This is a genomic window from Variovorax sp. OK212 (genome assembly GCF_900112425.1).
In the GTDB taxonomy this organism is placed as follows: domain Bacteria; phylum Pseudomonadota; class Gammaproteobacteria; order Burkholderiales; family Burkholderiaceae_C; genus Variovorax.
Window position 1 is genome coordinate 22,032 of record NZ_FOLP01000025.1, and the last position, 23,723, is coordinate 45,754.

Consider the following 23,723-nt stretch of genomic DNA (forward strand, 5'->3'; position numbering starts at 1 on the left):
AGACGACATGATCGACAGGAAATGGATCGGCCACGAGCTGCCGTCTTCGGTGCTGCCCATCGAGCGCAGCCGGCTGCAGTTCTTTGCCAAGGCCATCGGCGAGACCGACCCCATCTACACCGACGCCGCGGCCGCGCGCGACGCCGGCTACCCCGACCTGCCCGCGCCGCCGACCTTTCTGTTCGCGGCCGAGCTCGACTCGGGCGCGTCCAACCGGTTGCTGGCCGACCTGCAGATTCCGCTGTCGAAGCTGCTGCACGGCGAGCAGGGCTTCAGCTACCACCGGCCGGCCTGCGTGGGCGACACCGTGACGGTGCGCTCCACCATCACCGACATCTACGACAAGAAGAACGGCGCGCTCGAGTTCGTCGTGAAGACCTCGCGTGCCACCAACCAGCGCGACGAGCTGGTGGCCGAGCTGCGCGCGGTCATCGTCTGCCGCCACTGAACGAAAGGCCTCGCGCAATGACCACCGTCACCTACGACGCCGTGCAAGTCGGCGACGAACTCCCCGCGCTGCAGCTGCCGCCCGTGAACCGCACCGCGCTCGCGCTGTTCGCGGGCGCCTCGGGCGACCACAACCCCATTCACATCGACACCGACTTCGCGCGCCAGTCCGGCATGCCCGACGTGTTCGCGCAAGGCATGCTGGGCATGGCCTGGCTCGGGCGGCTGCTCACGCAGTGGGCGCCGCAGTCGCAGTTGCGCCGCTTCGACGTGCGCTTCCAGGGCATCACGCACCTGGGCCATGCGGTGCGCTGCACCGGCCGCGTGGTCGAGAAGCTCGAGCACAACGGCGAGCGCTGCGTGCGCGTCGAGGTGCTCAGCGCCAACCAGTACGGCCAGGCGCGCATCGCGGGCGAAGCGCTCGTGGCGCTGCGCTGAACCTCACCCCCAAAAAAAGGACCACGGACATGACACCCAAGCTCGACGGCAAGGTCGCCCTCATCACCGGCTCGGGCCGCGGCATCGGCCGCGCCATTGCATTGAAGCTCGCGTCGGAAGGCGCGCGCATCGTCGTCAACGACCTCGATGCGGCGCCGGCCGAAGAAACCGTGCAGGCCATTCGCGACGCCGGCGGCCAGGCCGTGGCCTGCGTCGGCAGCGTGGCGGCGCCCGACTTCGCGGAGCGTTTCGTCGGCACCGCGGTGAACGAATACAAGGGCCTGGACATCGTCGTCAACAACGCCGGCTACACCTGGGACAGCGTGCTGCAGAAGATGACCGACGAGCAGTGGTACGCCATGATCGACGTGCACCTGACCGCCCCGTTTCGCATCCTGCGCGCGGCGCAGCCGGTGATCCGCGCGTTGTCGAAAGCCGAGACCGAGGCGGGCCGGCGCGTGGTGCGCAAGGTGGTCAACATCTCGTCGGTGGCGGGGCTGTTCGGCAACGCGGGGCAGGCCAACTACTCGACCGCCAAGGCCGGCATCGTCGGCCTCACGCAAACGCTGGCCAAGGAGTGGGGCCGCATGAACGTCACGGTCAACTGCGTGGCCTTCGGCTTCATCCAGACGCGGCTCACCGCGAGCACTGCCGAGGCGACCACCGCGAACATCGAAGGCCGCGAGATCAAGGTGGGCGTCAACCCCGGCCTGCTGGCGATGATGGAGCAATCGATTCCGCTGGGCCGCGGCGGCACGCCCGAGGAAGCGGCCGGCGCGGTGTACTTGCTGTGCACGCCCGAGTCGGACTATGTGAGCGGGCAGACGCTGATGTGCACCGGCGGGCTCACGGGCATCTGATGAACATGCAAGAGAGCGAAGGCATTGCCTGGGGCGTGGCCGATGGCATCGGCCGCATCGTGCTGAAGCGGCCCGAGCGCGCCAACGCCATCGGGCGCAGCAGCGCCCGCGTGCTGGTGCGCGCCATCGACGAGGTGATCGCGCAGCAGCCTCGCGCCATTCTGCTGACCGGCGAGGGCCGCGTGTTCTGCGCGGGTGGCGACATCGGCGAGTTCGTGGCGGCGGGCGAGGCCTTGCCCGCACTGGTCGACGACATCCTGAACCGTTTGCACCCCGCGTTGCTGCGGCTGTCGGCCCAACCCGCGCCGCTGGTGGTGGCGGTGAACGGCGCGGTCGGTGGTGCGGGCGTGGGGCTGGCGCTGTGCGGCGACTTCGTGCTCGCGGCCGAATCGATGAAGCTGCGCACGGGGTACGCGGCCATCGGGCTGTCGCCGGATGCGGGGGCTTCGTACTTCCTGGCGCGCCGTGTCGGGCTGGTGCGCGCGCAGCAATTGCTGATGCTGAGCGATGCCATCGACAGCCAGCGCTGCCTGGCCTGGGGCGCGGTCGATGCGCTGCACCCCGACGCCGAACTGGCCGGCGCCGCCGAAGCGCTAGCGGCGCGGCTCGCCCATGGAGCGAGTGCTTCGTTCGCGGGCATCAAGGCGCTGTGCGCGGGAGCGCCGGGGCGTTCGTTCGAAGACCATCTGGCGATGGAGCACCAACTGCTGCGCGAGCGCGCCGGCGGTGCGGATGCGCGCGAAGGCGTGGCTGCGTTTATCGAGAAGCGGGCGGCGCGTTTCACTGGCCGCTGAGCGGCGGCGCGGTTCGACCGACGCTCAGGCGGAGTTCTGCCTGCGACAAAATACTGCTGCATCAGACGCTCGCTCAACGAGCTCCCTTGGCCGCCGTATACCGCAGACCACCTCCCATGAGTGATTTCAATCTTCTGACCATTGCCGCTGTTCAGTCGCACGTTGGTCCTGCTGTTGCCGTCTTGCTCGGCACCGATCGGTTCATCGGGCTCAAGCCGCTCCAATGGGTCGACAGCACCGATGCACCGGTGCGCCGCGTCTTTGCGTACGCGCAACTCAAGGGCGGGGTGGTTGCCCCGCGCTGGGGATATTCGTTCGACTTCGTGCCCCACCTCGCAGCCGGAAAGATGCAGTGGCACCGCACTGAAAAATCGGTGATCTTCGATGCGTTCGTCGATGGGCAATCCCGCGATCTGAACCTCTCGTACATGTGGGGCGAGCGCGGGCTGCTCGAAGGCATGACGTCCCGGCTCGAGGAGGCCGTGCGCAGCGCAAAAGACTTCTGGCGGACCGGCGGGCAAGGGACCTCGGTGTATGACCAGGTCATTGCGTTGAACGACCGGCCCGAGGCACAGATGTACATACAGTCGCCGGTGGCCGCCGCGTTTTGCCATGCACTCTGCGGACGCGAACAAGATGCGCGTCGCGCGATGGCGGTTTACATCGACCGAAACAGGCCGCGCGAAGACACGGTCCCAAAGTTGTGGGCGGCGCTGGACGGCGCGCTTCGAGGCACGTCATGACGTTGGCACGATCAACTACAGTGAGCGGCCAGCCGACCCCCGCACCCGTTCTCAAGATCGACCGATGGGTCGGTCGATGTGCCCCGAAAGCCTGATTCATGACTCTGCAGAAAAAAGGAAAGTACTGGTACGGCTCAGGTCCGGAGGACCTTCAGGCTGAACTCGTTGCATACAGCAAGCGCAACAAATATGCGGCCGTGGCTTTTTCTGGCGCGCGCTGCGCGTGCGGCGGCGCATCTTTCAAGCTCGAAACCGACGAAGACGAAGGTGCAGGCCGGCGAACTTGCGTCGGCTGCGGCGCGGCTCACCTGATGGGCGACAGCGAGGAGTTCGCAAGCGACGCAAATTTCGAACGCCATGAATGCGTCTGCGACGCGGAAGAGTTCGAGCTCTTGTCGGGCGTTGCGCTCTATGCCGACAGCAACGACGTTCGGTGGTACTACATCGGCTGTCGATGCACCCACTGCCAGTTGGTCGGTGTGTTCGCGGATTGGAAGTGCGAGGCCGGGGATGCCGACCGGTTTCTGGCCAAGACCTGAGGGCGGTGAGACAACAACCTTGATACTGCGGTTGCAGCATCTTCAACACGATTTTTCTTGGTGCCGCCTCAGCAAGCATGAGCAGCCATTCACATCGCGCGCCTCCACTGTTTCAGGTCTGCTCGCTTGCCTTGCCTTGCGCATGCGGCATGTTCGTGTACGCCTGATTGCCTGGAGGCAAGCAACCCGATCAGATGGCGTATTCAACCGGTCGTCGCAACACCCGGTTGTCGAACGGATTTTAGGTACTCGTCCAAGGTCTCAGCTGGAGTCTTCCAGCCCAACGTTTTGCGCGGCCTATTGTTCAAGGTGCGGGCCACGGCTTCGATCTCTTGCTCGCTCCAGCGAGACAGATCAGTGCCTTTGGGGAAGTATTGGCGCAGCAGGCCGTTCGTGTTCTCGTTCGTGCCCCGCTGCCAGGGGCTGCGAGGATCGGCGAAGAAAACGCGTACCCCCGACTCGATGGTGAACCGGGCATGGCGCGCGTTTTTGCTGGCATCGACCGCAGCACCGCGGATGGCGAGATGGAGATCCGGGGCAGCGACCTGCGTGAGCTGTTGAACGCCTTGCCTGGCGCGACCCCGACGGGCTTGCGAGAGTTTCTACGGGCGCATCGGGCGGCGATTCTGCGGGCATAACGCTAAAGGGCCTTCCGGAGCGGAAGGCCCTTTTTACTGCTGTGGAATATTTCAAGTGACAGCGATGGAGCGCATACGCGACCATCGCTGCAGCCCGGACCCGGTCAGCAGCCGGCGTCGCCGTTGCCGCTGCCGCTGCTGCGTCGATTCTTATGCCGGATCAACGTTTTCTCTGCTGGCTACCAGCGCACCTTCACCCCCAGGCTCCCATTGAGGCCACTGCCGGTGCGCGCGTTGCCACCGGAGGGCCCAGAGCTTGCCGATTTCTCCGTAGAGACAGAAACTGTCGAGCACCAGCGGCAAGTCGCTCTCGACGTGTTTCAACCTGGTGTCCAAGCGATATGCGCCGTCATGCCAGCTCACAACTCACAGCTCACAGCTCACACGCTCCACGCCCCGGTCGGGTGGCTCGTCGAAACCTGGCTCCAGCCCGTGTTTTCGCATGAAGGCCAGCATTCGCAGATTGGCGTCGAGCACATCGCCGTAGAGGCGGCGCAAGCCCGCGTCGCGTGCGCCCGCCATAAGGGTCGTCATCAGCCGGCCGGCCACACCGGAGCCCTGCCATCCATCCAGCACGCTCAGGGCCAACTCGGCGCTGCCGCCTTCGGGGTCCACGACGAACCAACCTGCCTCACCGACGATTTCCTCGCCGTTCGCTCCCCAGGTGCAGGCCACCCAAGCCGCATGCCGGATGCCATCGGCATTGACCAGGTAGGCCACCAACTTGGGCGAGGCGCCGCTCACGCCGCCATGGAAACGGTTTCGCCGCGACGTCACGCTCAGCCCAGACAAAAAGCCCTGCATGGTTTGCGCGTCTTCCATGCGCACACGGCGGACGAAAACGGCGGGTTGCATGGGTTGCGTGAGTTGCGTCATGGTCGAGTCTTCCGGGTTGGTCGGGCATCTTCACTGCTCGGGGAGCTCACGCGTCAGGCCGAGCAAGGTCACGTCATCGTGCGGCTCGAACGCACCCACGTGCACAGCCAACTGCGCACACACGTCGTCGACCAGGGCCTGTGCAGAGCCGGCTTGGCGGGCCAGTGCGTGCCCCAATGCCTCTTCGCCAAAAGGTCCCGACATGCCCAGCGCTTCGCTGGCCCCATCGGTGTACAGGAGCAACCGGGCGCCCGGCTGCATCGTCAAGGTCCGCACGGCGCAGCGGTTGCCGGGCATCAACCCGACCGCCGGACCGGTGATGCCGAGTCGCGCCGCGGTCTCGCCCTCTGCCTGCAGCACGAACGGCGCTTCATGGCCGGCATTGAGGTAGTGCATGCGCCCGCTGTCCGGCTCCAGCAGCGCGAAGAACAAGGTGGCGAACATGTTCTCGTGTCCGTGCACGGTGGCGATGTAGTCATTGGCGAAAGCCACGCTGCGCACGAGCGTCGTGGACGGGGCCTCCGTGGGTTTTTCCTGGCAGGCCATCGCGCGCAGCAGTGTGCGAAATAGCGCCATGTAGAGCGCCGCCCCCACGCCCTTGTCGCACACGTCGGCTACCACCAGCGCGAGCGCGCCGCCAGGCAGCAAATAGGCATCGTAGAAGTCGCCTCCAACCTGCCGGGCCGGCGTGCAGCGGGCGCCCAGAGACCATCCCTGCAGGCTCGGCAGTTCCGCAGGAAGAAAGCCTTGCTGGATGCGCTGGCCGATCTGCAATTCGCGCGAGAGCGCCTGCAGCAGCTGGCTCTTCTGGTCCTGCAGGCGCTTCTTGGCCAGCGAAGATTCGATGCGCGCGTGCAGCACCACGGGGTTGAAGGGCTTGGGCAGGTAGTCGTCGGCCCCCAGCTCCAGGCAGCGCACCACGCTTTCGCTCTCGTCGATGGCCGAGACCATCACCACGGGCAGCTGTGCCAATGGGGGAGTGGCTCGGATGCGTTGCAGGGTTTCGTAGCCATCCATCTCCGGCATGGTGATGTCCAGCAGCACCAGGTCCCAGTCCTGCCGATGCAACTTGTCGAGCGCATCGCGGCCGTTCACGGCAACGCCGGCTTCATGGCCCAGGCGCCGAATGCGGCGCACCAGCAGGTCGCGATTGATCTCGAGATCGTCGACCACCAGAATGCGCATCTGGCGCTCCTGCGGCTGCGTTGGCGTCGGCATCGGCATCGGCTCAGGCCGCGACGGATTCAACGCGGGCGCGGCGATCCGCATCGAGCAACGCGCGCAGGTAAGGCAGTTGCTGCAGGGCGGCCTGCTCGCCCTCTTCGATGAGGTAGGGCACCTTGTCGGTGTCGAACAGGCGCACGCGCTGCTTGAATTGCGGCAGGATCAGGATCATCTCGGAGTGGTGCGCCGCGCTCTGGAAAGCCAGGCGTGACTGGAGCAGGTTGTTCGCGAGAATCGCGCTGAGCTGGGCCGCAAAGCGACTCGCGCTGCGGATGTTGTCCTGGTACGGGCTCTCGAAGCCCACCGCGACGATCACGCGGCTGCCGTTCTTCATCGCCACGCTGACCGGCAGCGGGTCGGACATGTAGCCATCGACCAGCAGCCGGCCGCCCAGCTTCACGGGCGCAAACGCCAGGGGCAGCGAGACACTGGCGCGAATCGCATCGACCATGTCGCCGCGGGTGATGTCGACCAGCTCGCCATTCATGAAGTCGGTGGCCGTGATGTGCAGCGGAATCGGCGTGTCCTCGATGCGCCGCTGCCCGAAGACATCGCGAAAGGCCGCGAGCATCGAGCCATCGTCACGCAAGCCGAAGTTGTCTGCCCGAAACCCGAAGAGCCTGGGTGCCAGCAGGCGCAGGAAGCCCATGTGGTTGCGTTTGGAGGTCATCTTGCGGGTCCAGGTGCGCAAGGTGATATCGGTAATCCTGGCGGCGTCGAAGCCAAGTGCAACGCCGGCTGCGAACAAGGCGCCACCGCTGCACCCGACCACGCGATCGATGCCGATGCCCGCATCGGAGAGCGCCTTGACCACGCCGATGGAGGCTGCGCACTTGACGCTGCCCGAGCCGATCACCAGCGTGACCGCAGGTCCCTGAACTGGCGCGTGTTTCATGCGGCCTCCGTGAAGCTTTCCACCGCGTGGCGCACGTCGGGAAATATCTTGAGGATGCTGGTGAAGCCGGCGATCTCGAGCACCCGCCTGACCTGAGGTTGCACCGCGGCCATGCGCAGGTCGCCGCCGGCAAGACGGCAGCTCTTGACGGTGCCGAGCAAGGACCTCAGGCCGGCGCTGCTGGTGTAGTTCACCAGCGAAAAGTCGGCCACCAGGCGCACGTTGCCGCCGGAAATCGACGCCGCAAAGCGCTGGGTCAGCGCATCGGCGTTGAGGCTGTCCACGCTGCCGGTGATGGCCAGCACGGCCACCGTATCGTGTTGTGTGATGTTGATCTGCACGAGCTTTCTCCAGGGGTCAATAGGATGCGAGCGGCACCAGGTATTTCTCGATGGTGAGGACGTTGCCTCGGCGCGGGCGGCATTGGTAGTGCTGGCGGTCGGAGAGCTCACGGATCAGGTGAACGCCCAAGCCGCCCGGTGCTCGCGCCTGCAGCGCCGCGGTGGCGTCCACAGGCGCGACGGTCAGCGGGTCGAAGGGCTTGCCCTGGTCTTCCAGCGTCAACACGATGCGGCGCGGGCCGCGCTGATGCACGATCCGCAACTCCAGCGTCAGCGGGCCGACCTGGCCTGCGGGGTAGGCGTGGTGCATGACGTTGACGCAGGCCTCCTCGGCAATGAGCCGAAGGTCGTGGCATGTCTGCTCGTCGATCAACTCACGACTGCACATGGCGGCAACCATCGCCAGCAATGCCGGCAGGTTGGCGAGCTCGGCACCGCACGTGATGCGATCGAGCGCGCTGGCAAGCCCGAGGGGGAAGGTGCGCTGCTCTGTCATGCCCGGCTCTTCGACGGCGCGTCCGACGACGGCGGCTGGGGAAGCCAGACGGTGAAGCACGAACCCGCGCCGGGCGTGCTGGTCACCTCGATGTCTCCGCCCATCAGGCGACACAGGCGGCGGCTGATCGCCAGGCCCAGGCCGCTGCCGCCGAAGGCCCGGGTGCTGCCCTCGTCGGCTTGCAGGAAGGGCTGGAACAGCTTGCCGATCTCCACGGGGCTCAGGCCGATGCCGGTGTCCTCGATATCGAAGCGCACCTCCAGTGCGCCGGCTTGCCGCTCGCGCGCAGCCGCGCGCAGCCGCACGCGCCCTTGGGTCGTGAACTTGGCCGCGTTGGAAACCAGCGCAATCAGCACTTGCCGCAGTCGAAGTGCGTCCACATGGACCAGGGCCAGACCCGGCTGCACGTCTGTCCGCATGAGGTTGCCGTTGGCGGTCAGCAGCGGCTGCACGGCGGCCTCCACGGAGGTCAGCAGGCCGCGCAGGTCGCAGTCCTCGAGGTGGAGCTGAATCTTGTCGGCGTCCAGCCGGGTCAAGTCCAGCACGGCATTGATCATCGACAGCAACTCCTTCGCCGCATGCTTGATGCGTGCCAGGTCCGCGCGGGCTGCGGCGGGCACGCTGTCGGTCAGTTCTTCTTCCAGCAGCTCCGCGTAGCCGATCACGGCGTTGAGCGGCGTTCGCAGCTCGTGGCTCATGTTCGCCAGGAAGGCGCTCTTGGCCTTGTTGGCCGACTCTGCCTCCTGTCGCGCCTGTTCGAGGTGCAGGGCCTGGGCTTCGATCTGGCGATTGCGCTCCTGCAATGCAGCACGCGTGCGGGCGATGCGCAGCGATTCGGCATGAATCGCGTGGCCGAAGAGCGACAGGTAGAGCGCCGCGGCCGCAGCCGACAGCGAGATCGTCAACAAGGAAGTGTCTGGACGAAACTCGAAACCTGTTGCGGCGGCGCCCGTCACGATGCCCATCGCAATGGCAAGCAGGCCACGCAAGGCGTGGCGCACGCCGCCTGAACCCACGTTCGATGCATGCATGGCACCCCCCAGCGCGACGATGATCCAGGGGTTGATGCCCGAGAGGCCGCCGTAGATTCCGATCAGGAAAGAATCGACCAGCAAGGCGCGCATTTCACTGCGCCTGCTGTCGGCGGCGCGGCAGCTCAGCCAATAGGCCAGATGCGGCCACGTCAGCATGACCACGCCCGCCCACCACAGCGCGGTCGGCGGCTGCGTGGTGAAGACCGAGCCGAGCAGCAAGCCGGCGGCCAGATGGGCGCCGATACGCACCGGGTAGTTCACCCGCACCCCGCCGTACAGGCGCCGCGGCGCCGTCATGGCAGCAGGCCCTCGATCTTCGTCAGCAACCGTTCGAGTTCGATCGGCTTGGTGTCGAAGTCGTCGCAGCCCGCGTCCATCGCGCGCTGGCGGTCTCCGTCCATGGCATGCGCGGTGAGTGCGATCACCGGGATGTCGCGCAGATCAGGGTTGGCCTTCAGGCGGCGCGTGGCCTCCCAGCCGTCCATGACCGGCAGGCTCATGTCCATCAGGATCAGCGCCGGCCGAGCGCTCGTGGCCGCGATCAGCGCATCCGCGCCGTCGAAGGCCATCACCATGTCGTAGCCGCGCCGCGACAGCCGCCGCGACAGCATGTCCCGGTTCAACTCGTTGTCCTCGACCAGCAGGATCTTCGGCATGTTTTCAGTCCTCGGCTGCATTTTCGGCAAGGGGCAATTTCGCCAGCACGACTGCCCGAAACCGGCTGCCCGCGCCGAGTGTGCTGATGGCGGTCACGTCGCCGCCCATCAGGCGGCACAGACGGCGGCTGATGGCCAACCCGAGGCCCGTTCCACCGTATGTCCGCGTCGTCCGGGATTCGGCTTGCACGAAGGGCTGGAAGAGGCGGCCCAACTGCGAAGGGGTCATGCCGATACCGGTGTCGCTGACCTCGAAAACCACGACAGGCTGGCCACTCGCATCGACGTCGCCGGTGGTGGCTATCGAGATGCGGCCGTCGCTGGTGAACTTGGCCGCGTTCGACACCAGGTTGATCAGCACTTGCCGCAGCTTCGTCAGATCGGACTGCATCAGGCTCAACCCCTGCGCGCACTGCACCTGCAAGCTGTTGCGGTTCACGGTCATCAGAGGCTGGGTGGTCGAGAGCACTTGGTCCAGCAGCTCGGCCAGCTCGAAGGACTCGACATGCAGCTCCATCCGGTCGGCCTCGATTTTCGACAGATCGAGCACGTCGTTGATCATTTGCAGCAGGTGCCGCGCAGCGCCCTTGATGCGGCCCAGGTCGGCGAGCGCGGTGTCGAGTTCGTCGCGCTCCGCCAGGTCCTCCTCCAGCATCTCGGTGTAGCCGATCACCGCATTGAGCGGCGTACGCAGTTCGTGGCTCATGTTTGCCAGAAAGGTGCTCTTGGCGAGGTTGGCGGTCTCCGCCTGTTCGCGGGCCTGCTCGGCAATCACGCGGGCCTGCTCGAGATCCGCCTTCTGGTGCTCGATGACCTGGTTGCGGGCATGCACCTCCCGCTTCGCGCCGATGGCCTGGCGCGTCCTGAAATGCGACGCCAGGCCGAACGCGGCCGTGTAGGTGATGACGGCGAGCGCCGTCATCACGTGCGCCAACAGCGGGACCGGCAACACATCGAAACCGGCGTTGAGTCCCACGGCCAGAATCCCGAGCACGAAGCACCCGGCGCCTGCCAAGCCCAGGCGCAGCCCGCCGATGCTCAGGTTGGCAGCGTTGATGGCCGTGAAGGACACCACGCAGATCCACAGATCGAGGCCGGTCAGCAGCGTGAATGCGCCCATGAGGAAGCTGTCGATCAGCAGGTTGCGCCGCTCGGCGGCCTTGCTGTCGCGGGCGCGGCTCGCCGCCAGGTAGGCCAGGTGCGGCCACAGCAAGGCAGTGCCGCACATCAGCACCAGGATGCCGACAGGCATCGACCGCAGTTGCAATACCGAGAGCGCCACGGCACCGAAGAACCCGTGTCCCACCACGCGCAGGCCATAGTCCAGGCGCACGGTCGGATGGACGCGCGGCCGCGGCCTCGACCTCGGGGATGGCAGGACCGGTGCGGCGGTCATCGAGCAAAGACTCCGTGCAGTTCCATGGCCGGGCCCTTACCAGCGCATCTTCAAGCCCACGCTCGCGTTCACGCCACCCTCGGTGCGCGTGTTGCCGCCGCTGGCGTTCAGTTGCCCGATTTCGCCATACAGGCTGGTGCGCTCGCTCAGCGCCAGCGTGGCGCCCATGGCCACTTCCGTGCGCGTGCCGCCGGTGGGCGTGCCGATCACGGTGAGCGCAGCCGGCGTGCGGTAGCTGGCGCTGTCCGTGCCGTTCGGGCTCTTGTAGACATTCAGGCGGCCATAGGGCTTCAGCGTGCCGATGGCGGTGGCCAGTTCGCCTTGCACCCGGATGCCGGTGCGCAGGCTCCAGCCGCTCTTCGTGTTCTGGCCCACGGTGGTGAGGCCGCCCAGGGCGAGATCGTTCAGGTCGAGCGATTGGTGAATGAGCTGCAGCTGCGGCTCGACGCGCCAGCCCGGCGCGAGCTCGAAGGACTGCCCAACTTCCAGCGAGGCGAGCAGGCTCGACCCCTTGCCGTTGGCACTGCTGCTCGTGATCGCCTCCACGCCATAGCGGTGGCGTGCGGCCTGCAGCACGGCTTCGGCGTACAGACCGCTGCTGCCCTGGTAGCTGCCGTAGGCGCCCAGGTACTGGTTCCTCAGGGTGTTGCGCCCGGCCTGCAGGTTCGCGATGCCGCGTGCGAAACCGCTGGCGCTCATGTCGCCGTCGAGCTGGCCGACGTAGACGCCGACCTGCCATTGCGCATCGGCGCTGCCGCCGACGAAGAGGTCGGTGCCGGCCTGGAAGCCGGTGAGGCGCCCGCGGCTGTGCGGGCTGACGGCGCCGCCCTGGGCGATGTCGCGCTGCACGCTGAGGACGCGGCCCCAGGCCTGGCGGGAGCCTGCAGGCGCATTGGCGCCCACGCTGTCGCCCACACGTTGACTGCGGTTGGCCAGCATCGCGAGGTTGGCTTCGCGCAGTTGCTCGGGCAGCGCGGCGATCAACGGGACTTCGGCGCGGTACAGGGGCGCGGATGGTCCGGGCGTGCCGGAGCCCACGGGGTTCGCGGGGCTCACGGGGTCTGCGGGGTTCATCGGGTCCACGGGGGGGACGTTCGAGTTCAGCCACGCACCGCTGGCGTTGGCGGTCAGGCGGTATTCGAAGGCGCCGGCATCGACGTGGCCGCCAGGCAGGCTGAACGCGTTGGCCTCTATGCGCGCGCCCTTCTCGGTCACGACCACCGGGATGCCGTTGCCCGTGGTGAGCGCGCCCAGGCCGGCGACGTTCGTCACCTTCACCTGGGTGCTGCCGCTGGCCACCGCGCCGGCACCGCTCAGCAGGAGCCGATCGCTGATGCTGGTGCTGTCGCCCAGCGCTGTGGCGACCTGCAGCACGCCGTTGTTGCCCACGTAGGGGCCGGTGACGGTGAGCGTGCTGCCCACGGCACCGCCAGCGCTGCGCAGGTTGACGGTGCCGGCATTGGCGAGAGCGGCGACGGTCTGGTTGAAGCCGTCCGTATCGAGGGTGGCGCCGGCGGCCACGCTGTGCGCGCTGCTCGAGGCGAATGTGTTCGCGGCGCCTGCCCTCAAGGTGCCTGCGGCCACGTTCGTGGCGCCGGTGTAGACGTTCGCGCCAGCAAGGGTCAGGGTGCCCGTGCCCTGCTTGGTGAGAAAGCCGCCACCCGAGATCACGCCGGCGAGGGTTTCGTTGAAGGCACCGGTGTCGATCACCGGATCGTTGCTGCCGGTCATGTGGATGGCGTTGGCGATGGTCAGGCCATCGGCAGCAAAGCCAAGGGTGGTGCCGTCGTCCATGGACAGCGTGCCCGTGCCCAGGGCCATGCTGTCGCCGAGGTTCAAGCGGCCGGCCTTGAGGGACGTGCCGCCTGAACGCGCGCTGGCCCGGTCCAGCGTCCAGGTGCCGCTGCCCTGCTTGATGAGGGTGCCGTTGAAAATGGTGGCGCCTGTGACGGCATCGGAATACCGCTGCGACCCTGCGCCGTCCAGCGTCAGCGTGGTGGCGGCGTTGGTGCCGATGCGCAGGTCGCCCGTGACGCTGGAGCCGGTATACAAGGTGATCTTGTGGGTGCCGGTGCCATCCAGGAACACATTGCCGAACATCTGGCCTGAGTTGCTGAGCGTCACATCGCCTCTGAACGCATGGACCGCTACGCCTTGTCCCTTGATGGTCGAGCCGACGCCGTTGATCACCGTCGCTGTGTTGGTCGAGGTGTTGATGCCCGTGCCCCCCCCTTCGATGCGTCCGCCGCCGGTGTTGCTGACGATGGCGTCGCCCCCTTCGATATAGACGCCTGAAGCGGTCTGCATGTCGGCAAAGATCGTGCTCGCGATGTTGCTGACCTTGCCGCCCGCGTACATCGCCACACCCGCAAACCGGCCCGAGACCATGCCGCCGCCCGTGTTGTTGACCGTTCCTGCTGCGCCGCTTGTCTCGATGGCGTTCCCAGTGGTGAGGGCGCGGACCTTGCCGCCCTGGTTGTTCACCGTGCCGCCCTGATCCATCATCACCCCCTGCGAGTATCCGGAAATCACCCCATCGGCCAGGTTGTTGACGATGGCGCCGCCAGTTTGAGAGTGCACGGCCGCGGAATCTGGGGCCGTGCGTTCGATCAAGCCAGCGTTGTCCAGCCTGCCCAGGTTGTTCAGGATGATCTCGTTGGCGATGCTCAGCCCCGAGGCAATCTGCAGCCTGGCGCCGAAATCGCCTGCGTTGTCCACCGTCACGGTGCCGGTGCCCAGCGCCGTGTTGCTGCCGGCCACCAGCGTACCGCCATGCACGGCGGTACCGCCGGTGTAGCTGTTGTTTCCGCTCAGCACCAGGGTGCCGCGGTCGCGCTTGTCCAGCTGGCCGTCGCCATCGATGGCTACCGCGATGCGGGCCGTCACGCCTGGGTCCACGCGGATCTGTGCATAGCCGTCGCTGTCATTGAGCGCCGTCAGTTTCCCGCCGGCGCCGCTTACCAGTTCATAGCCGTCCACTGCGAATTGCAGGCCACTGAATTTTTGCGCACCGTTCATGGTGACGGTGCCACCGGTGCCGTTGAACACGCCGAAGTCGTGCGCCCAGGCCTGGCTCGCCGTGCCGTCGGTCGTGGTCCAGTTGCTGTCGCCTGCATTCCAGACGCCGCTGCCGCCGTTGACCTTGCCATTGGGCTGCAGCACATTGCCATTCCAGAACCGCAAGGTGCCGGAGCTGGAGCCCACCACCAGGTTGACCTGCTTGTCGACGCTGGTCTGCACCGCCATGTCGCCGGCCTTGTAGCCCAGGGGCAGGTTGCCCAGGTCCAGGCCGTTGTCGGTGAGGCTGCCGCCGTAGTCGATCAATCGGTAGGCACCACGCCCGAAGCCGCCCGCGTCGGTGACGTTCAGCTTGCCATCCAGCGTCAAGTCGCCGGCGAGGTTGAGCAAGCGGGTGTCCGACGGCGCGCCCAGGGCCACGTCCAGGTTGCTGTTCGCACCAAGCACCAGCGAGGCTGCCGACAGGGTGCTGCCGCTGAGCAAGGCCAGATGGCCGCCGTCGGCGATTTTCACTGCCCCGGCCAGGGTGCCACCACCGGCCAGGGTCGCACCGCTGAGGACGTTGACACTTGCACTGTCCAGCCGGGTGCCGACATTCAACGTGCCGCCTTCAACGCGGGCGTTCCCGGTGGTCAGGCCGTTCTGGGTCTGGTCCAGCGTCCAGTTGCCAAGACCTCGCTTGACGAGGCTGCCAGTGAAGGTGGTAGTGCCGGTGACGGCCTTGGCGTAGAGCTGATCACCCACACCGTCCAACGTCAGCGTGGAAGCCTGGGAATTCGCCTGCAATCGGCCCATGATGCTGGAGCCCGTGTACAGCGTGACCTCGTGGGCTTCATTGGCCTCGGAGGAGGGCAGGTTCACGTCGCCAATCAGCTTGCCTGCATTGCGTAGCGTGACGGCGGTGCCTCCGGCGTTCGAAGCCACCGCCACGCCTGCTGTCCCCTCGATCGTCGAATCGGCATCGTTGATCAGCGTGCCGCCCGAGACAAGGAACACGCCGCTCGCCTTGCCGGTGATTTTTCCGCCGCCCCTGTTGGTGACTGTTGTCCCGCTGTTTTGGACGTACACGGCATTGCCGATGGAGGCCGTGATAGCGGCCCCGTTGTTGTCTACCGTGTTGCCGCCGCTGCCCCACACCGCTACGCCGGCTTGTACGCCCGAGATCGTGCCGCCCAATGTGTTGTTGACCGTGGCGGCTACCCCCCCCGTCACGGCGCCATAGCTACCTGCGGCGTTGGCTTGGATCGTGCCGCCTGTGTTCGTCACCGTGCCCCCATCGGCCAGGTCCACGCCACGTTTGTCGCCCTCGACCCGTCCGGTGGCCGCGTTGTTCACCGTGGCACCGCCTGTCTCTGAAATCACTGCCTTCTGGCCCGCAGCCGTTTGCGAAATGGTGCCCGCGTTGTTCAGCGTACCCGTGTTGTTGACGATGACCGCGTTACCGATGCTGACACCCGAGTCGACCGCCAGGGTGGCGCCGAGACGGTCTGTGTTGTCCACGGTCACGGTGCCGCTGCCCAGACCCGAACCGTGGGCAACTGCCAGCGTGCCTGCGGCGACCTGCGTAGCGCCGCCGCGCGTCATGGCCTTGTCCAGTGTCCAGGTGCCCATGCCCTGCTTGACGAGGGTGCCGGCGCTGAAGCTGGTGTTGTCGCCGACAGCATTGGAGTAGAACTGCTGGCCCGTACCGTCCAGGGTGAGCGTGGACGCGGCGTTGCTGCCTATGCCCAGGCTTCCGGTGATGCTGGAGCCAGTGAACAGCGTGACCTGATGTGCTTGGGGCGGGTTCCGGAAATTCAGATTCACGCCGCCGATCAGCTGGCCCTTGTTGGTGAGCCTGGTGCCTCCGGACATGACGATCACCGCCGTATTGGCCTTGATCACTGAACCGACATCGTTGAGTATTTCGCCGCCGTTGTACAGGACGACGCCGCCATTGACGCCCTCAATCGTCGCGCCGTTCAGGTTGTTGACGACGCCCAATGCCGTGCTGCTCAATGCGCCGATCGACACCCCCACGCTGCCGTTCGCGTCGGCGCTGATCTTGCTCGCGAGACCGTCATTGATCACGCTGCCCCCGGCGCCGAGGTAGACGCCCGATGCCTTGCCGGCGATGCTTGCGCCGGCCTCATTGGTGACAGTCACGGAGGCTGTGGCAGATGTCGCGTACACGCCGTAGCCGAGGCTTGCGTTGGCGCCCGAACTGATGGCGCTGCCGGCGCCGGTATTGCGTACCGAGCCACCGCCGGTCAGCCAGATGCCGGCCTCCCCGCCTGCGATCGTGCCGCCTGTCTGGTTTGTCACCGTGCCAACGCCGTTGGTGACCTTGACACCCATGGTGTTGGTGCCTGTGGCCGCAAGACGGCCACCGGTATTGTTGATGGTGCCCCCTCCGGCCTTCGTTTCGACGGCAATCTGGTTCGCACCCGTGCGCGTGACGGTGCCCGAATTGTTCAGCGTGCCCCCGTTGTTGACGACGACCTGGTTGGTGATGCTGAAGCCAGCGTCGACCTGCAGCGTGGCAGCGGCCTTGCCCGTGTCGTCCACGGTGACGCTGCCCGTGCCCAGCGCCGTGTTGTTGGCGACAACCAGCGTTCCCGCGGCGACCTGCGTGGCGCCGCTGCGCGTCATGGCCTTGTCCAGGGTCCAGGTGCCGCTGCCGACCTTGACCACGCTGCCCGAGCCGAGCGTGGTGGTGCCGGTCACGGCGTTCGAATAAAGCTGATCGCCCAGGCCGTCCAGCGTGAGCGTGGAGGCGGCGTTGGTGCCGATGCCCAGGTTGCCCGTGATGCTGGAACCAGTGAACAGCGTGACCTTGTTGGTGCTGGCGCCGCGCAGCACCACATTGCCCACGAGGGCGCCAGCGTTGCTGAGTGTCGCGTTCCCGGCAATGACTTCCACCGCCGACTTGCCCTGGATGGTGGCGCCGGCGCCGTTGATCACCGTGCCCCCATTGATCAGGCGCACGCCTGCCGCGGGGCCCTTGATGAGGCTGCCCGCGCCGGTGTTGGTGACCGTGCCCGGCGCGCCACTGATGCCCACGCCAGCGGCAAGCGGGTCCATCCCATCGGCGCTGATCGTGCTGGCGGTGTTGGTGATCGTGCCGCCGTCGGCAAGGCTCACTCCGTAGAGCTTGCCCATGATGGTGCCGCCGCCCTGGTTGGTGACGGTGCCCAGGCCGCCGACGATCGCCACGCCGTGGCCGCCATCGAGGTTCTTCCCGTCCGTGGTCGCGCGGATGGTGCCGCCGGTGTTGGTCACGTCACCACTGAAGTCGAGCAGCACGCCGGCGGCCCCGCCCGTGATCGTTCCGGCCTGCGTGTTGACGACCGCTCCTGCGGCGGTGCCGAAGTACACGCCCATTCCATCCGCGGCAGTTGTGCTGATCTCGCCGCTGTTGGTCACCGTGCCATTGCCATTGAGCTGCACACCGGTTCCCGCGCCGGTGATCTTCCCCCCCGCCTGGTTGTTCACCGTGAGGGTGTCGCCCGGGTCCGCATACAGGTAGATGGCCCGTCCGCCGCTGCCAGGCGCCTGGATGGTGCCGGAGTTGGTGACCTGCGCAGTTCCGCCGCCGATGACCACTCCCTGGCCGTCGACGCCGCTGGCCTCGATCGTGCCGCTGTTGGTCACCGTGCCATTGCCGCCGCTGATGGCCACGCCTGTACCCCCAACACCGCTCGCGCCGATGACGCTGCCTGCGCCGATGTTGCTGACCGTGCCACCGGCTTCCATATTGACGCCGGACCGGACACCTGTGATGAGGCCGGCATTCTTGTTGGTGACGTCCCCCGGCGCGTCGTGGATGTACACGGCCGAGCCGTCACTGCCAGTGGCCTCGATGGTGCTGGCATCGTTGGTCACGCTGCCGCCTGCGGCGAGTTGCACGCCGATGCTTTGCGCCGTGATCGTGCCGCCGGCCTCGTTGGTGACGGTGCCTGTCTTGCCCCAGATGTACACACCCTTGTCGTCACCATCTGCGGCCGCGGCGCTGATGGTGCCACCCGTGTTGGTCACCGTGCCGCCGTCGCTCAGGCTCACGCCGATATATTCGCCGACGATCCGTCCAGTGGCGGCGTTGTTCACCGTGGCGCCGCCCACATCGGAGCGGACCGCCGTATCGTCCACGGCGGTTCGCGAGATGGTGCCCGCGTTGTTCAGCGTGCCCCCGTTGTTGAGGATGATTTCGTTGCCGATGCTGACGCCGGAATTGATCTTCAGCGTGGCATTGCGATTGAGCGTGTTGTCCACGACGACGGAATCGGCGCCAAGCTGGGCGTCGGAGCCGACCACCAGAGGTCCGTCATCCACGATGGTCTGGGCATGGCTGCCCGCGCCTGTCAACGCCAGCGCCGCAACGGCCAGTGCACGCACCGCCGCGCCGCGACTGCGACCGCCGCGCCCGCGCTTGCCGCGACCACGGACGACTTCCGATACGGCAACCCACGCGCCGATGGAACGGTTCCAGACACTCCGATAGCTGATGTTCATGACAGGAAATCTCTCCAGATGCGCGAGCTGCCCACGCATGAGGAGCAGCCGCAAGACAAGGACTGGAATTATTGTAATACGTATTACTTTGATGATTCAGTCGATCCCGAAGCAATCATCTGGCTGGCTGAAACCGGCTTGAGGCCAGTTACATCGGCTCGACCTGCGCAGCCTTTGCGAGCGCCTGCAGCTTCAAGGTGTCCGCGGCATAGAAACGCGCGGCGTCGAGCAGTGACATGGGCAGCGGGACGGCCCCCCCAGCAGCACCGATGGTCTTGCGCACGTCCGCATTGCCGAGCGCCCGCGTGACGATCTTGTGCAGCTGCACGCTGGCACTCTCGCTCATCGCGGCAGGCACCAGCAGGCCGACCCAGATGCTCGGGCGACCGATGGCAGGTGCGGCTCGGCTTTCGTCGAAGGTCGCAGCGGCGGGGAACCGCTCGAGCCGCCGCGCGGACGAGACGCCCAGCACCTTCAACTTGCCGCCGGCGACCATGCTGCCCAGCAGCGCGTCGACGGGCATCACCGCGAAGTCGATGACGCCGCCCTGAAGGTCGGTCAGCATGGGCAAGCCCCCGCGGTAAGGCACGTGCGTAGCCTGGATGCCCGTCGCGGACAGCAACGTCTGCGTCACGAGGTGGAACAACGAGCCTTGCCCCGTGCTGCCGTAGCTCATGGGCCCTTCGCCGCCTTTGCGCGCCAGTGCAATGAGTTCGTCAAGATTGTTTGCAGGCAAGTCACGGCGCGCGTACAGCGCCAGCGGCGAATCGTTGATCAGGCCCAGGAGCCGGAAATCCGTGGGCTTGTATCGGACAGCGCGCAGGGTGAGCGGTGCGAGCACCGTCTCGGAGGGCGATCCCACGAAGAGCGTGCTGCCGTCGGGCACGGCCGCCAGCAAGCGGTTGGCGGCAATGGAGCCGCTGGCCCCGGCGACGTTTTCCACCACCGCGACACGCCCCAGCCCCTGACCCAGCGCCGGGGCAACAGCCCGCGCGAACACATCCGTCACGCCTCCGGCAGGCTGCGCCACCAGGATGGTGAGAGTGCCGGTACCGGCGAGGGCGCGGGGGGCGCCGGCGAGCAGCGCTGCGCCCATGCCCGACAAGGCGATCGCACGGCGCGAGATGGTCATGGCGGAATCCTTCGTTTTTCGGGGCATCATCCGGACTGATACCTCTTGGAATCGGAGGTTGGAAATAATACGTATTATTGGTGACAGTCAAGCATGAAAAATCCCACGGCCGGCAAACCCGCTCCCATCGGGGCCGGCCCCTCGGGGGTATCCGGCAGCAAGGCCAAGGCGCCTGCGCGGGGCCAGCGACGCCCCACGCAGCGTGACATTGCCCTTGCCACGGGCTTGTCGCAGACCGCCGTGTCCCTGGTACTCAACCGCGTGGAGCCGTCCACGGTGTCGGCCGAGGCGCGCGAGCTGATCTTGCAGACCGCACAGCGGCTGGGCTATGTGCCCAACCGCATGGCCCGCAACCTCCAGTCCGCGCGAACGCACACGCTGGCGTGCATCATCCCGGACATCACGAACCCGACTTTTCCCGCCCTTGTGCGGGGTTTCCAGTCCGCTGCCGACGCGGCAGGCTACGACACGATGATCTTCGACACCGACGGCACGCTCGAGCGCGAGCGCCGGGCGTTGCAGTGGCTGTCGCAGGGGCATGTGGACGGCGTGATGGCGCTGTTCTTTCACTTCGACGCAGCCGATCTGGCGCAGGCACTGCACGGTCGCGTTGCCGTGGTCCAGATGGTCAGCGAGTACCGGCCGTCCGGCGACATCGACCAGGTCTATATCGACAACGCAGCGGCCGCGCAGGCCATGACACAGGCCCTGATCGACAAAGGGCATCAGCGCATCGCCATGCTGTCCTGCCCGAGGGGCCCGGGCGCGGAACGCCAGCGAGGCTTTCATGCCGCGATGCAGAAGGCGGGGCTTTCAGCCAGTCTCATTACCGCCGACGACTTCACACAAGCGGCGGGCTTGCGTGCCATGCAAGCCGAGTTGGCAGAGCACTTCCATTGCAGCGCCGTGTTCGCGGCCAACGATCTGCTGGCGATCGGAGCCATGGCAGCGTTGCGCGCGGCAGGCCGACGCATTCCCGACGATGTCGCGGTGGCCGGCTTCGACGACATTCCCTCTGCGCAATTGCTGCACCCCGCCTTGACCACGGTGCGCCGCTTCGAACACGAGATGGGCCACTTTGCAGCCGAGTTGCTGATCGCACGGTTGGACGGCCTCGACGCGGACCAACCGGGCCGCGGCTTTGAGCGACCTTTCGAACTGGTCATGCGCGACTCGGCCTGATGGCTTCTCGGAATTGAAGCCGCGTGATTCCTGAATCTTCCTGGATCACTACTGTTGGGTGCACCCTGCGCTGAAGACGGGCCGCGAAACTCGCAGCCCGCCAGACCAGCTGCTAACCGCCGTTCTCAGGCATTCCATGCCGCGCCTTCTCGCTCAACTGAAACAGCTCCCCCGCCTTGCGCGCTAATTCAGCCGCAAGCCAAAGCACGTTGTCCAGTTGTCGCGGCCCCGTGCCGCTGCACCAGTCGATGTTTTCCCCGTGGCAGACTCACAGCAGGGCTTCGAGTTGAGAAAGTGTGTTTGCGAGCAGGTCCGCCGGGTCTTGCGCGGTTGCGTCGGGGGAAGTTCGAGGCGAGGGGGCCGCGGCTATAGTCTTGGCAGCCATTTTTGTGCGGTCCTTTAGAGGTTGTTGCACTTCTTTGGTTAGCCGGTCGGGGTGTTACTAGCACCCCGGCCGTCGCCTTTGATACCTCGCGTCTGCGTCGCTGCTTGTTCAGCACCGACAACCCGCCGCGAGGCGCGCGGTTCTTCAGTTATTCATTCATCCGGTTGGTGGTAGCGGCTCCTTGTTCCCCTTGCTGGGACAGTGAGTGACTGGGGCATTCGCTGTAGACAACGGCGCCCGCCGCGCGGCGATCGCGCCAACAAATGCAGCTTCGGCTGCATGGCGCGCCACCCGCACGCATCGCGCGCGCCGCCTCACCCGCCCAGCAAGCGCGCGCTGCCCAGCATCTCGTGCGTGTCGTGCGCCATCACCGCGAGGAACGCGAGCAGGCCGATGTAGTAGACGCTGTACGTCAGCCGCGTCTCGCTCGACACCGCGTAGTACTGCTGGTTGGCCGGGTCCTTGGGGTCGTACTTCCATGCGCGCATGACCTGCGGCGCGGCCAGCACGGCCACCAGGATCAGCATCGGGCTCGGCCGCCAGAAGAACAGCGCCACCAGCACCGGCACGCCCAGCAGCCACACGCGCGGCGTGAGCACCGCGGTGATGCGCCCGCCGTCGAAGGGCGACAGCGGGATCAGGTTGAACAGGTTGATGAAGAAGCCCGCGTACGCGAGCGCCAGCAGCAGGCGGCTGTCGGTTTCGCGCGCCGCGAAGTAGCAGGCCAGTGCGGCCAGGCTGCCGAGCAGCGGGCCGCCCAGGCCGACCCAGGCTTCGGTCTCCACGTCGTGCGGCTGCTGCTTGAGGTCGATCCACGCGCCCACGAACGGAATGAAGGTGGGCAGCCCCACGTCGAGGCCGCGCTGCCTCGCGGCCAGGAAGTGCCCCATCTCATGGATGAAGATCAGCGCCACGAAGCCCACCGCGTAGCGCCAGCCGAACACGAAGGCATAGGCCACCACGGACACCAGCATCGTGCCGCCCGACAGCAGCAGCTTGCCGAGCTTGCCGGCGCTCAGCAGCAACAGCAGCAGCTTCACCATGGCGCCTGCTTGCGTGAGGCCATGCGGCTGTGCCTCAGGCCGTGGGCGGCTTGGGCGGTTCGTTGAAGGCGGGGGTGTCGTTCGCGGGCGGTGCCACTGCGGCAGGCATGGCCACCACCGCCGGTTCCTTCTTCTTGAAGAGCTTGGAGACGCCCCACAGCGCACCGCCCACCGCCACGATGGCCAGCTTCGCGAACTTGGCCACGAAGGCCAGGATGATCGCGAACAGGCCCAGCTTCTTCACCGCCACGCCGGCCACCAATGCGGCCAGGCCGTAGGCGGCGACCTTGTCGGTGGACGAGTTGAAGTCGGCGTACTTCTTGCCGTCGTCGTACTGCAGCGCGCCGAGCAGCTTGGCGGCGTCGGGCTTGTACTTGTCGAGGTCCTTCGCGTTGGTGATGAGGTTCAGGCTCAGGTAGCCGTCGCGGCCCAATGCGTAGGTGTTGTAGTTGACGCCCTGGTTGTCGTCCGTGCCGCCCTTGCGCTTGGACAAGGCCGACCACACGAGGCGGTGCGCGCCGGCTTCGTACTCGGGCTTCTGCGCCCAGCCCGTCACCTCGATGGACGGAATGCCGCGCTTGGCGCGTTCTTCGTTCGCGGCCTCGGTGCCTTCCTTCAGGCTCTTGAGCAGGTCGTCGGCGTTCCAGTCCTTGGCGTCGTCGTCCTTGATGTAGCCCTCTTTCACGAACTTCACCACCGCCATCCAGTCGGCGTCGTCGGCGGGGAAGACCGCGCCGAGGAAGGTGTCGTCGGTGCGGTTGCCCATGGCGCGCATCAGCTGCGCGGCGGCGGGCATGGGCACCCACACGTAGCCTTCGGGCAGCTTCAGGTGGGCCTGGTCGCGCAGCGTGATGTCGGCGGGACCGGCCTTCTGCGCGGCCTTGGCGGCCTTGAAGGCCGCCTCCTGCTCGGCTTCCACCGAGTCGGCGGACGGGCCGGGTGCGGCCGTGGTCGAAGGGGTGGTCGGCGATGCGGCGTGAGCGGTGTGGGCCACGAAAGCGGCGCACGCGAGCAGCAGGCCGGCCGTCAGGCGGGCGGTTTGAATACGCAAGTTCTCTCTCCTCGGTTGTTATCGGTTTGGCGAGTCAAGAGAGT

19 protein-coding genes and 1 pseudogene are annotated in these 23,723 nt (G+C 66.5%); 7 read left to right on the forward strand and 13 right to left on the reverse strand.

Going from position 1 to position 23,723, the window contains the following annotated elements:
- Positions 1-7 precede the first annotated feature (7 nt).
- The 6 genes from BM004_RS35620 (at position 8) to BM004_RS35645 (ending at position 3,821) form a co-directional block, all read left to right on the forward strand.
- Positions 8-448, forward strand: coding sequence for a MaoC family dehydratase N-terminal domain-containing protein (locus BM004_RS35620; RefSeq protein ID WP_093131734.1), 441 nt, complete (start codon positions 8-10; stop codon positions 446-448).
- A 17-nt stretch (positions 449-465) separates the two neighbouring features.
- A complete protein-coding gene (locus tag BM004_RS35625; protein ID WP_093131736.1) occupies positions 466-885 on the forward strand; it encodes a MaoC family dehydratase in 420 nt (139 codons plus the stop codon).
- A gap of 29 nt (positions 886-914) precedes the next feature.
- Positions 915-1,745, forward strand: a complete 831-nt coding sequence (locus tag BM004_RS35630; protein WP_093220793.1) for an SDR family NAD(P)-dependent oxidoreductase — start codon at positions 915-917, stop codon at positions 1,743-1,745.
- Positions 1,745-2,539 (forward strand): enoyl-CoA hydratase-related protein, encoded by a 795-nt coding sequence (locus BM004_RS35635; protein WP_256220201.1) that lies wholly within the window; start codon positions 1,745-1,747, stop codon positions 2,537-2,539. The genes BM004_RS35630 and BM004_RS35635 overlap by 1 nt, the downstream gene beginning before the upstream one ends.
- 116 nt (positions 2,540-2,655) lie before the next feature.
- The gene (locus tag BM004_RS35640; RefSeq protein WP_093334584.1) at positions 2,656-3,282 is read left to right on the forward strand and encodes a hypothetical protein; all 627 of its coding nucleotides are present in this window, start codon (positions 2,656-2,658) and stop codon (positions 3,280-3,282) included.
- Positions 3,283-3,380: 98 nt separating this feature from the next.
- Positions 3,381-3,821: a hypothetical protein gene (locus tag BM004_RS35645; RefSeq protein WP_093220798.1), complete on the forward strand. Its 441-nt coding sequence runs from the start codon at positions 3,381-3,383 to the stop codon at positions 3,819-3,821.
- A 203-nt stretch (positions 3,822-4,024) separates the two neighbouring features.
- Here BM004_RS35645 and BM004_RS35650 read toward each other — a convergent pair.
- The 11 genes and pseudogenes from BM004_RS35650 to BM004_RS35700 form a co-directional block, all read right to left on the reverse strand.
- Positions 4,025-4,300, reverse strand: a pseudogene (locus tag BM004_RS35650) (IS30 family transposase); the annotation flags it as partial.
- Positions 4,301-4,825: 525 nt separating this feature from the next.
- Positions 4,826-5,335: a GNAT family N-acetyltransferase gene (locus BM004_RS35655; RefSeq protein WP_093220800.1), complete on the reverse strand. Its 510-nt coding sequence runs from the start codon at positions 5,333-5,335 to the stop codon at positions 4,826-4,828.
- A 30-nt stretch (positions 5,336-5,365) separates the two neighbouring features.
- Positions 5,366-6,604 (reverse strand): PP2C family protein-serine/threonine phosphatase, encoded by a 1,239-nt coding sequence (locus tag BM004_RS35660; protein ID WP_093220803.1) that lies wholly within the window; start codon positions 6,602-6,604, stop codon positions 5,366-5,368.
- Entirely contained in the window at positions 6,564-7,454 is an 891-nt protein-coding gene (locus tag BM004_RS35665; RefSeq protein ID WP_093220804.1) for a patatin-like phospholipase family protein, read from the reverse strand. Before BM004_RS35665 ends, BM004_RS35660 begins: the two co-directional genes overlap by 41 nt.
- A complete protein-coding gene (locus BM004_RS35670; RefSeq protein WP_177206724.1) occupies positions 7,451-7,795 on the reverse strand; it encodes an STAS domain-containing protein in 345 nt (114 codons plus the stop codon). Before BM004_RS35670 ends, BM004_RS35665 begins: the two co-directional genes overlap by 4 nt.
- A gap of 16 nt (positions 7,796-7,811) precedes the next feature.
- Positions 7,812-8,291 carry an ATP-binding protein gene (locus BM004_RS35675; RefSeq protein WP_093220808.1) on the reverse strand — a complete coding sequence of 160 codons (480 nt, stop codon included), beginning with the start codon at positions 8,289-8,291 and terminating at the stop codon, positions 7,812-7,814.
- Positions 8,288-9,622 carry an ATP-binding protein gene (locus BM004_RS35680; protein ID WP_093220810.1) on the reverse strand — a complete coding sequence of 445 codons (1,335 nt, stop codon included), beginning with the start codon at positions 9,620-9,622 and terminating at the stop codon, positions 8,288-8,290. The genes BM004_RS35675 and BM004_RS35680 overlap by 4 nt, the downstream gene beginning before the upstream one ends.
- Positions 9,619-9,981, reverse strand: a complete 363-nt coding sequence (locus tag BM004_RS35685; RefSeq protein ID WP_093220812.1) for a response regulator — start codon at positions 9,979-9,981, stop codon at positions 9,619-9,621. Before BM004_RS35685 ends, BM004_RS35680 begins: the two co-directional genes overlap by 4 nt.
- 4 nt (positions 9,982-9,985) lie before the next feature.
- Positions 9,986-11,314: an ATP-binding protein gene (locus BM004_RS35690; RefSeq protein WP_177206723.1), complete on the reverse strand. Its 1,329-nt coding sequence runs from the start codon at positions 11,312-11,314 to the stop codon at positions 9,986-9,988.
- Between the two features lie 99 nt (positions 11,315-11,413).
- Positions 11,414-18,886 carry an autotransporter outer membrane beta-barrel domain-containing protein gene (locus tag BM004_RS35695; RefSeq protein WP_177206722.1) on the reverse strand — a complete coding sequence of 2,491 codons (7,473 nt, stop codon included), beginning with the start codon at positions 18,884-18,886 and terminating at the stop codon, positions 11,414-11,416.
- A 148-nt stretch (positions 18,887-19,034) separates the two neighbouring features.
- Complete coding sequence (locus BM004_RS35700) at positions 19,035-20,018, reverse strand: Bug family tripartite tricarboxylate transporter substrate binding protein (RefSeq protein WP_177206721.1); 984 nt, start codon at positions 20,016-20,018, stop codon at positions 19,035-19,037.
- A gap of 93 nt (positions 20,019-20,111) precedes the next feature.
- Between BM004_RS35700 and BM004_RS35705 the strand changes: the two genes are divergently transcribed.
- Positions 20,112-21,200 (forward strand): LacI family DNA-binding transcriptional regulator, encoded by a 1,089-nt coding sequence (locus tag BM004_RS35705; protein WP_093220824.1) that lies wholly within the window; start codon positions 20,112-20,114, stop codon positions 21,198-21,200.
- 699 nt (positions 21,201-21,899) lie between these two features.
- Here the strand turns inward: BM004_RS35705 and BM004_RS35715 are convergent.
- Both BM004_RS35715 and BM004_RS35720 read right to left on the reverse strand, forming a co-directional pair.
- Positions 21,900-22,628 carry a site-2 protease family protein gene (locus BM004_RS35715; protein ID WP_093220827.1) on the reverse strand — a complete coding sequence of 243 codons (729 nt, stop codon included), beginning with the start codon at positions 22,626-22,628 and terminating at the stop codon, positions 21,900-21,902.
- 34 nt (positions 22,629-22,662) lie between these two features.
- Positions 22,663-23,679, reverse strand: a complete 1,017-nt coding sequence (locus BM004_RS35720) for a DUF2167 domain-containing protein (RefSeq protein WP_093131757.1) — start codon at positions 23,677-23,679, stop codon at positions 22,663-22,665.
- Positions 23,680-23,723: the final 44 nt, after the last annotated feature.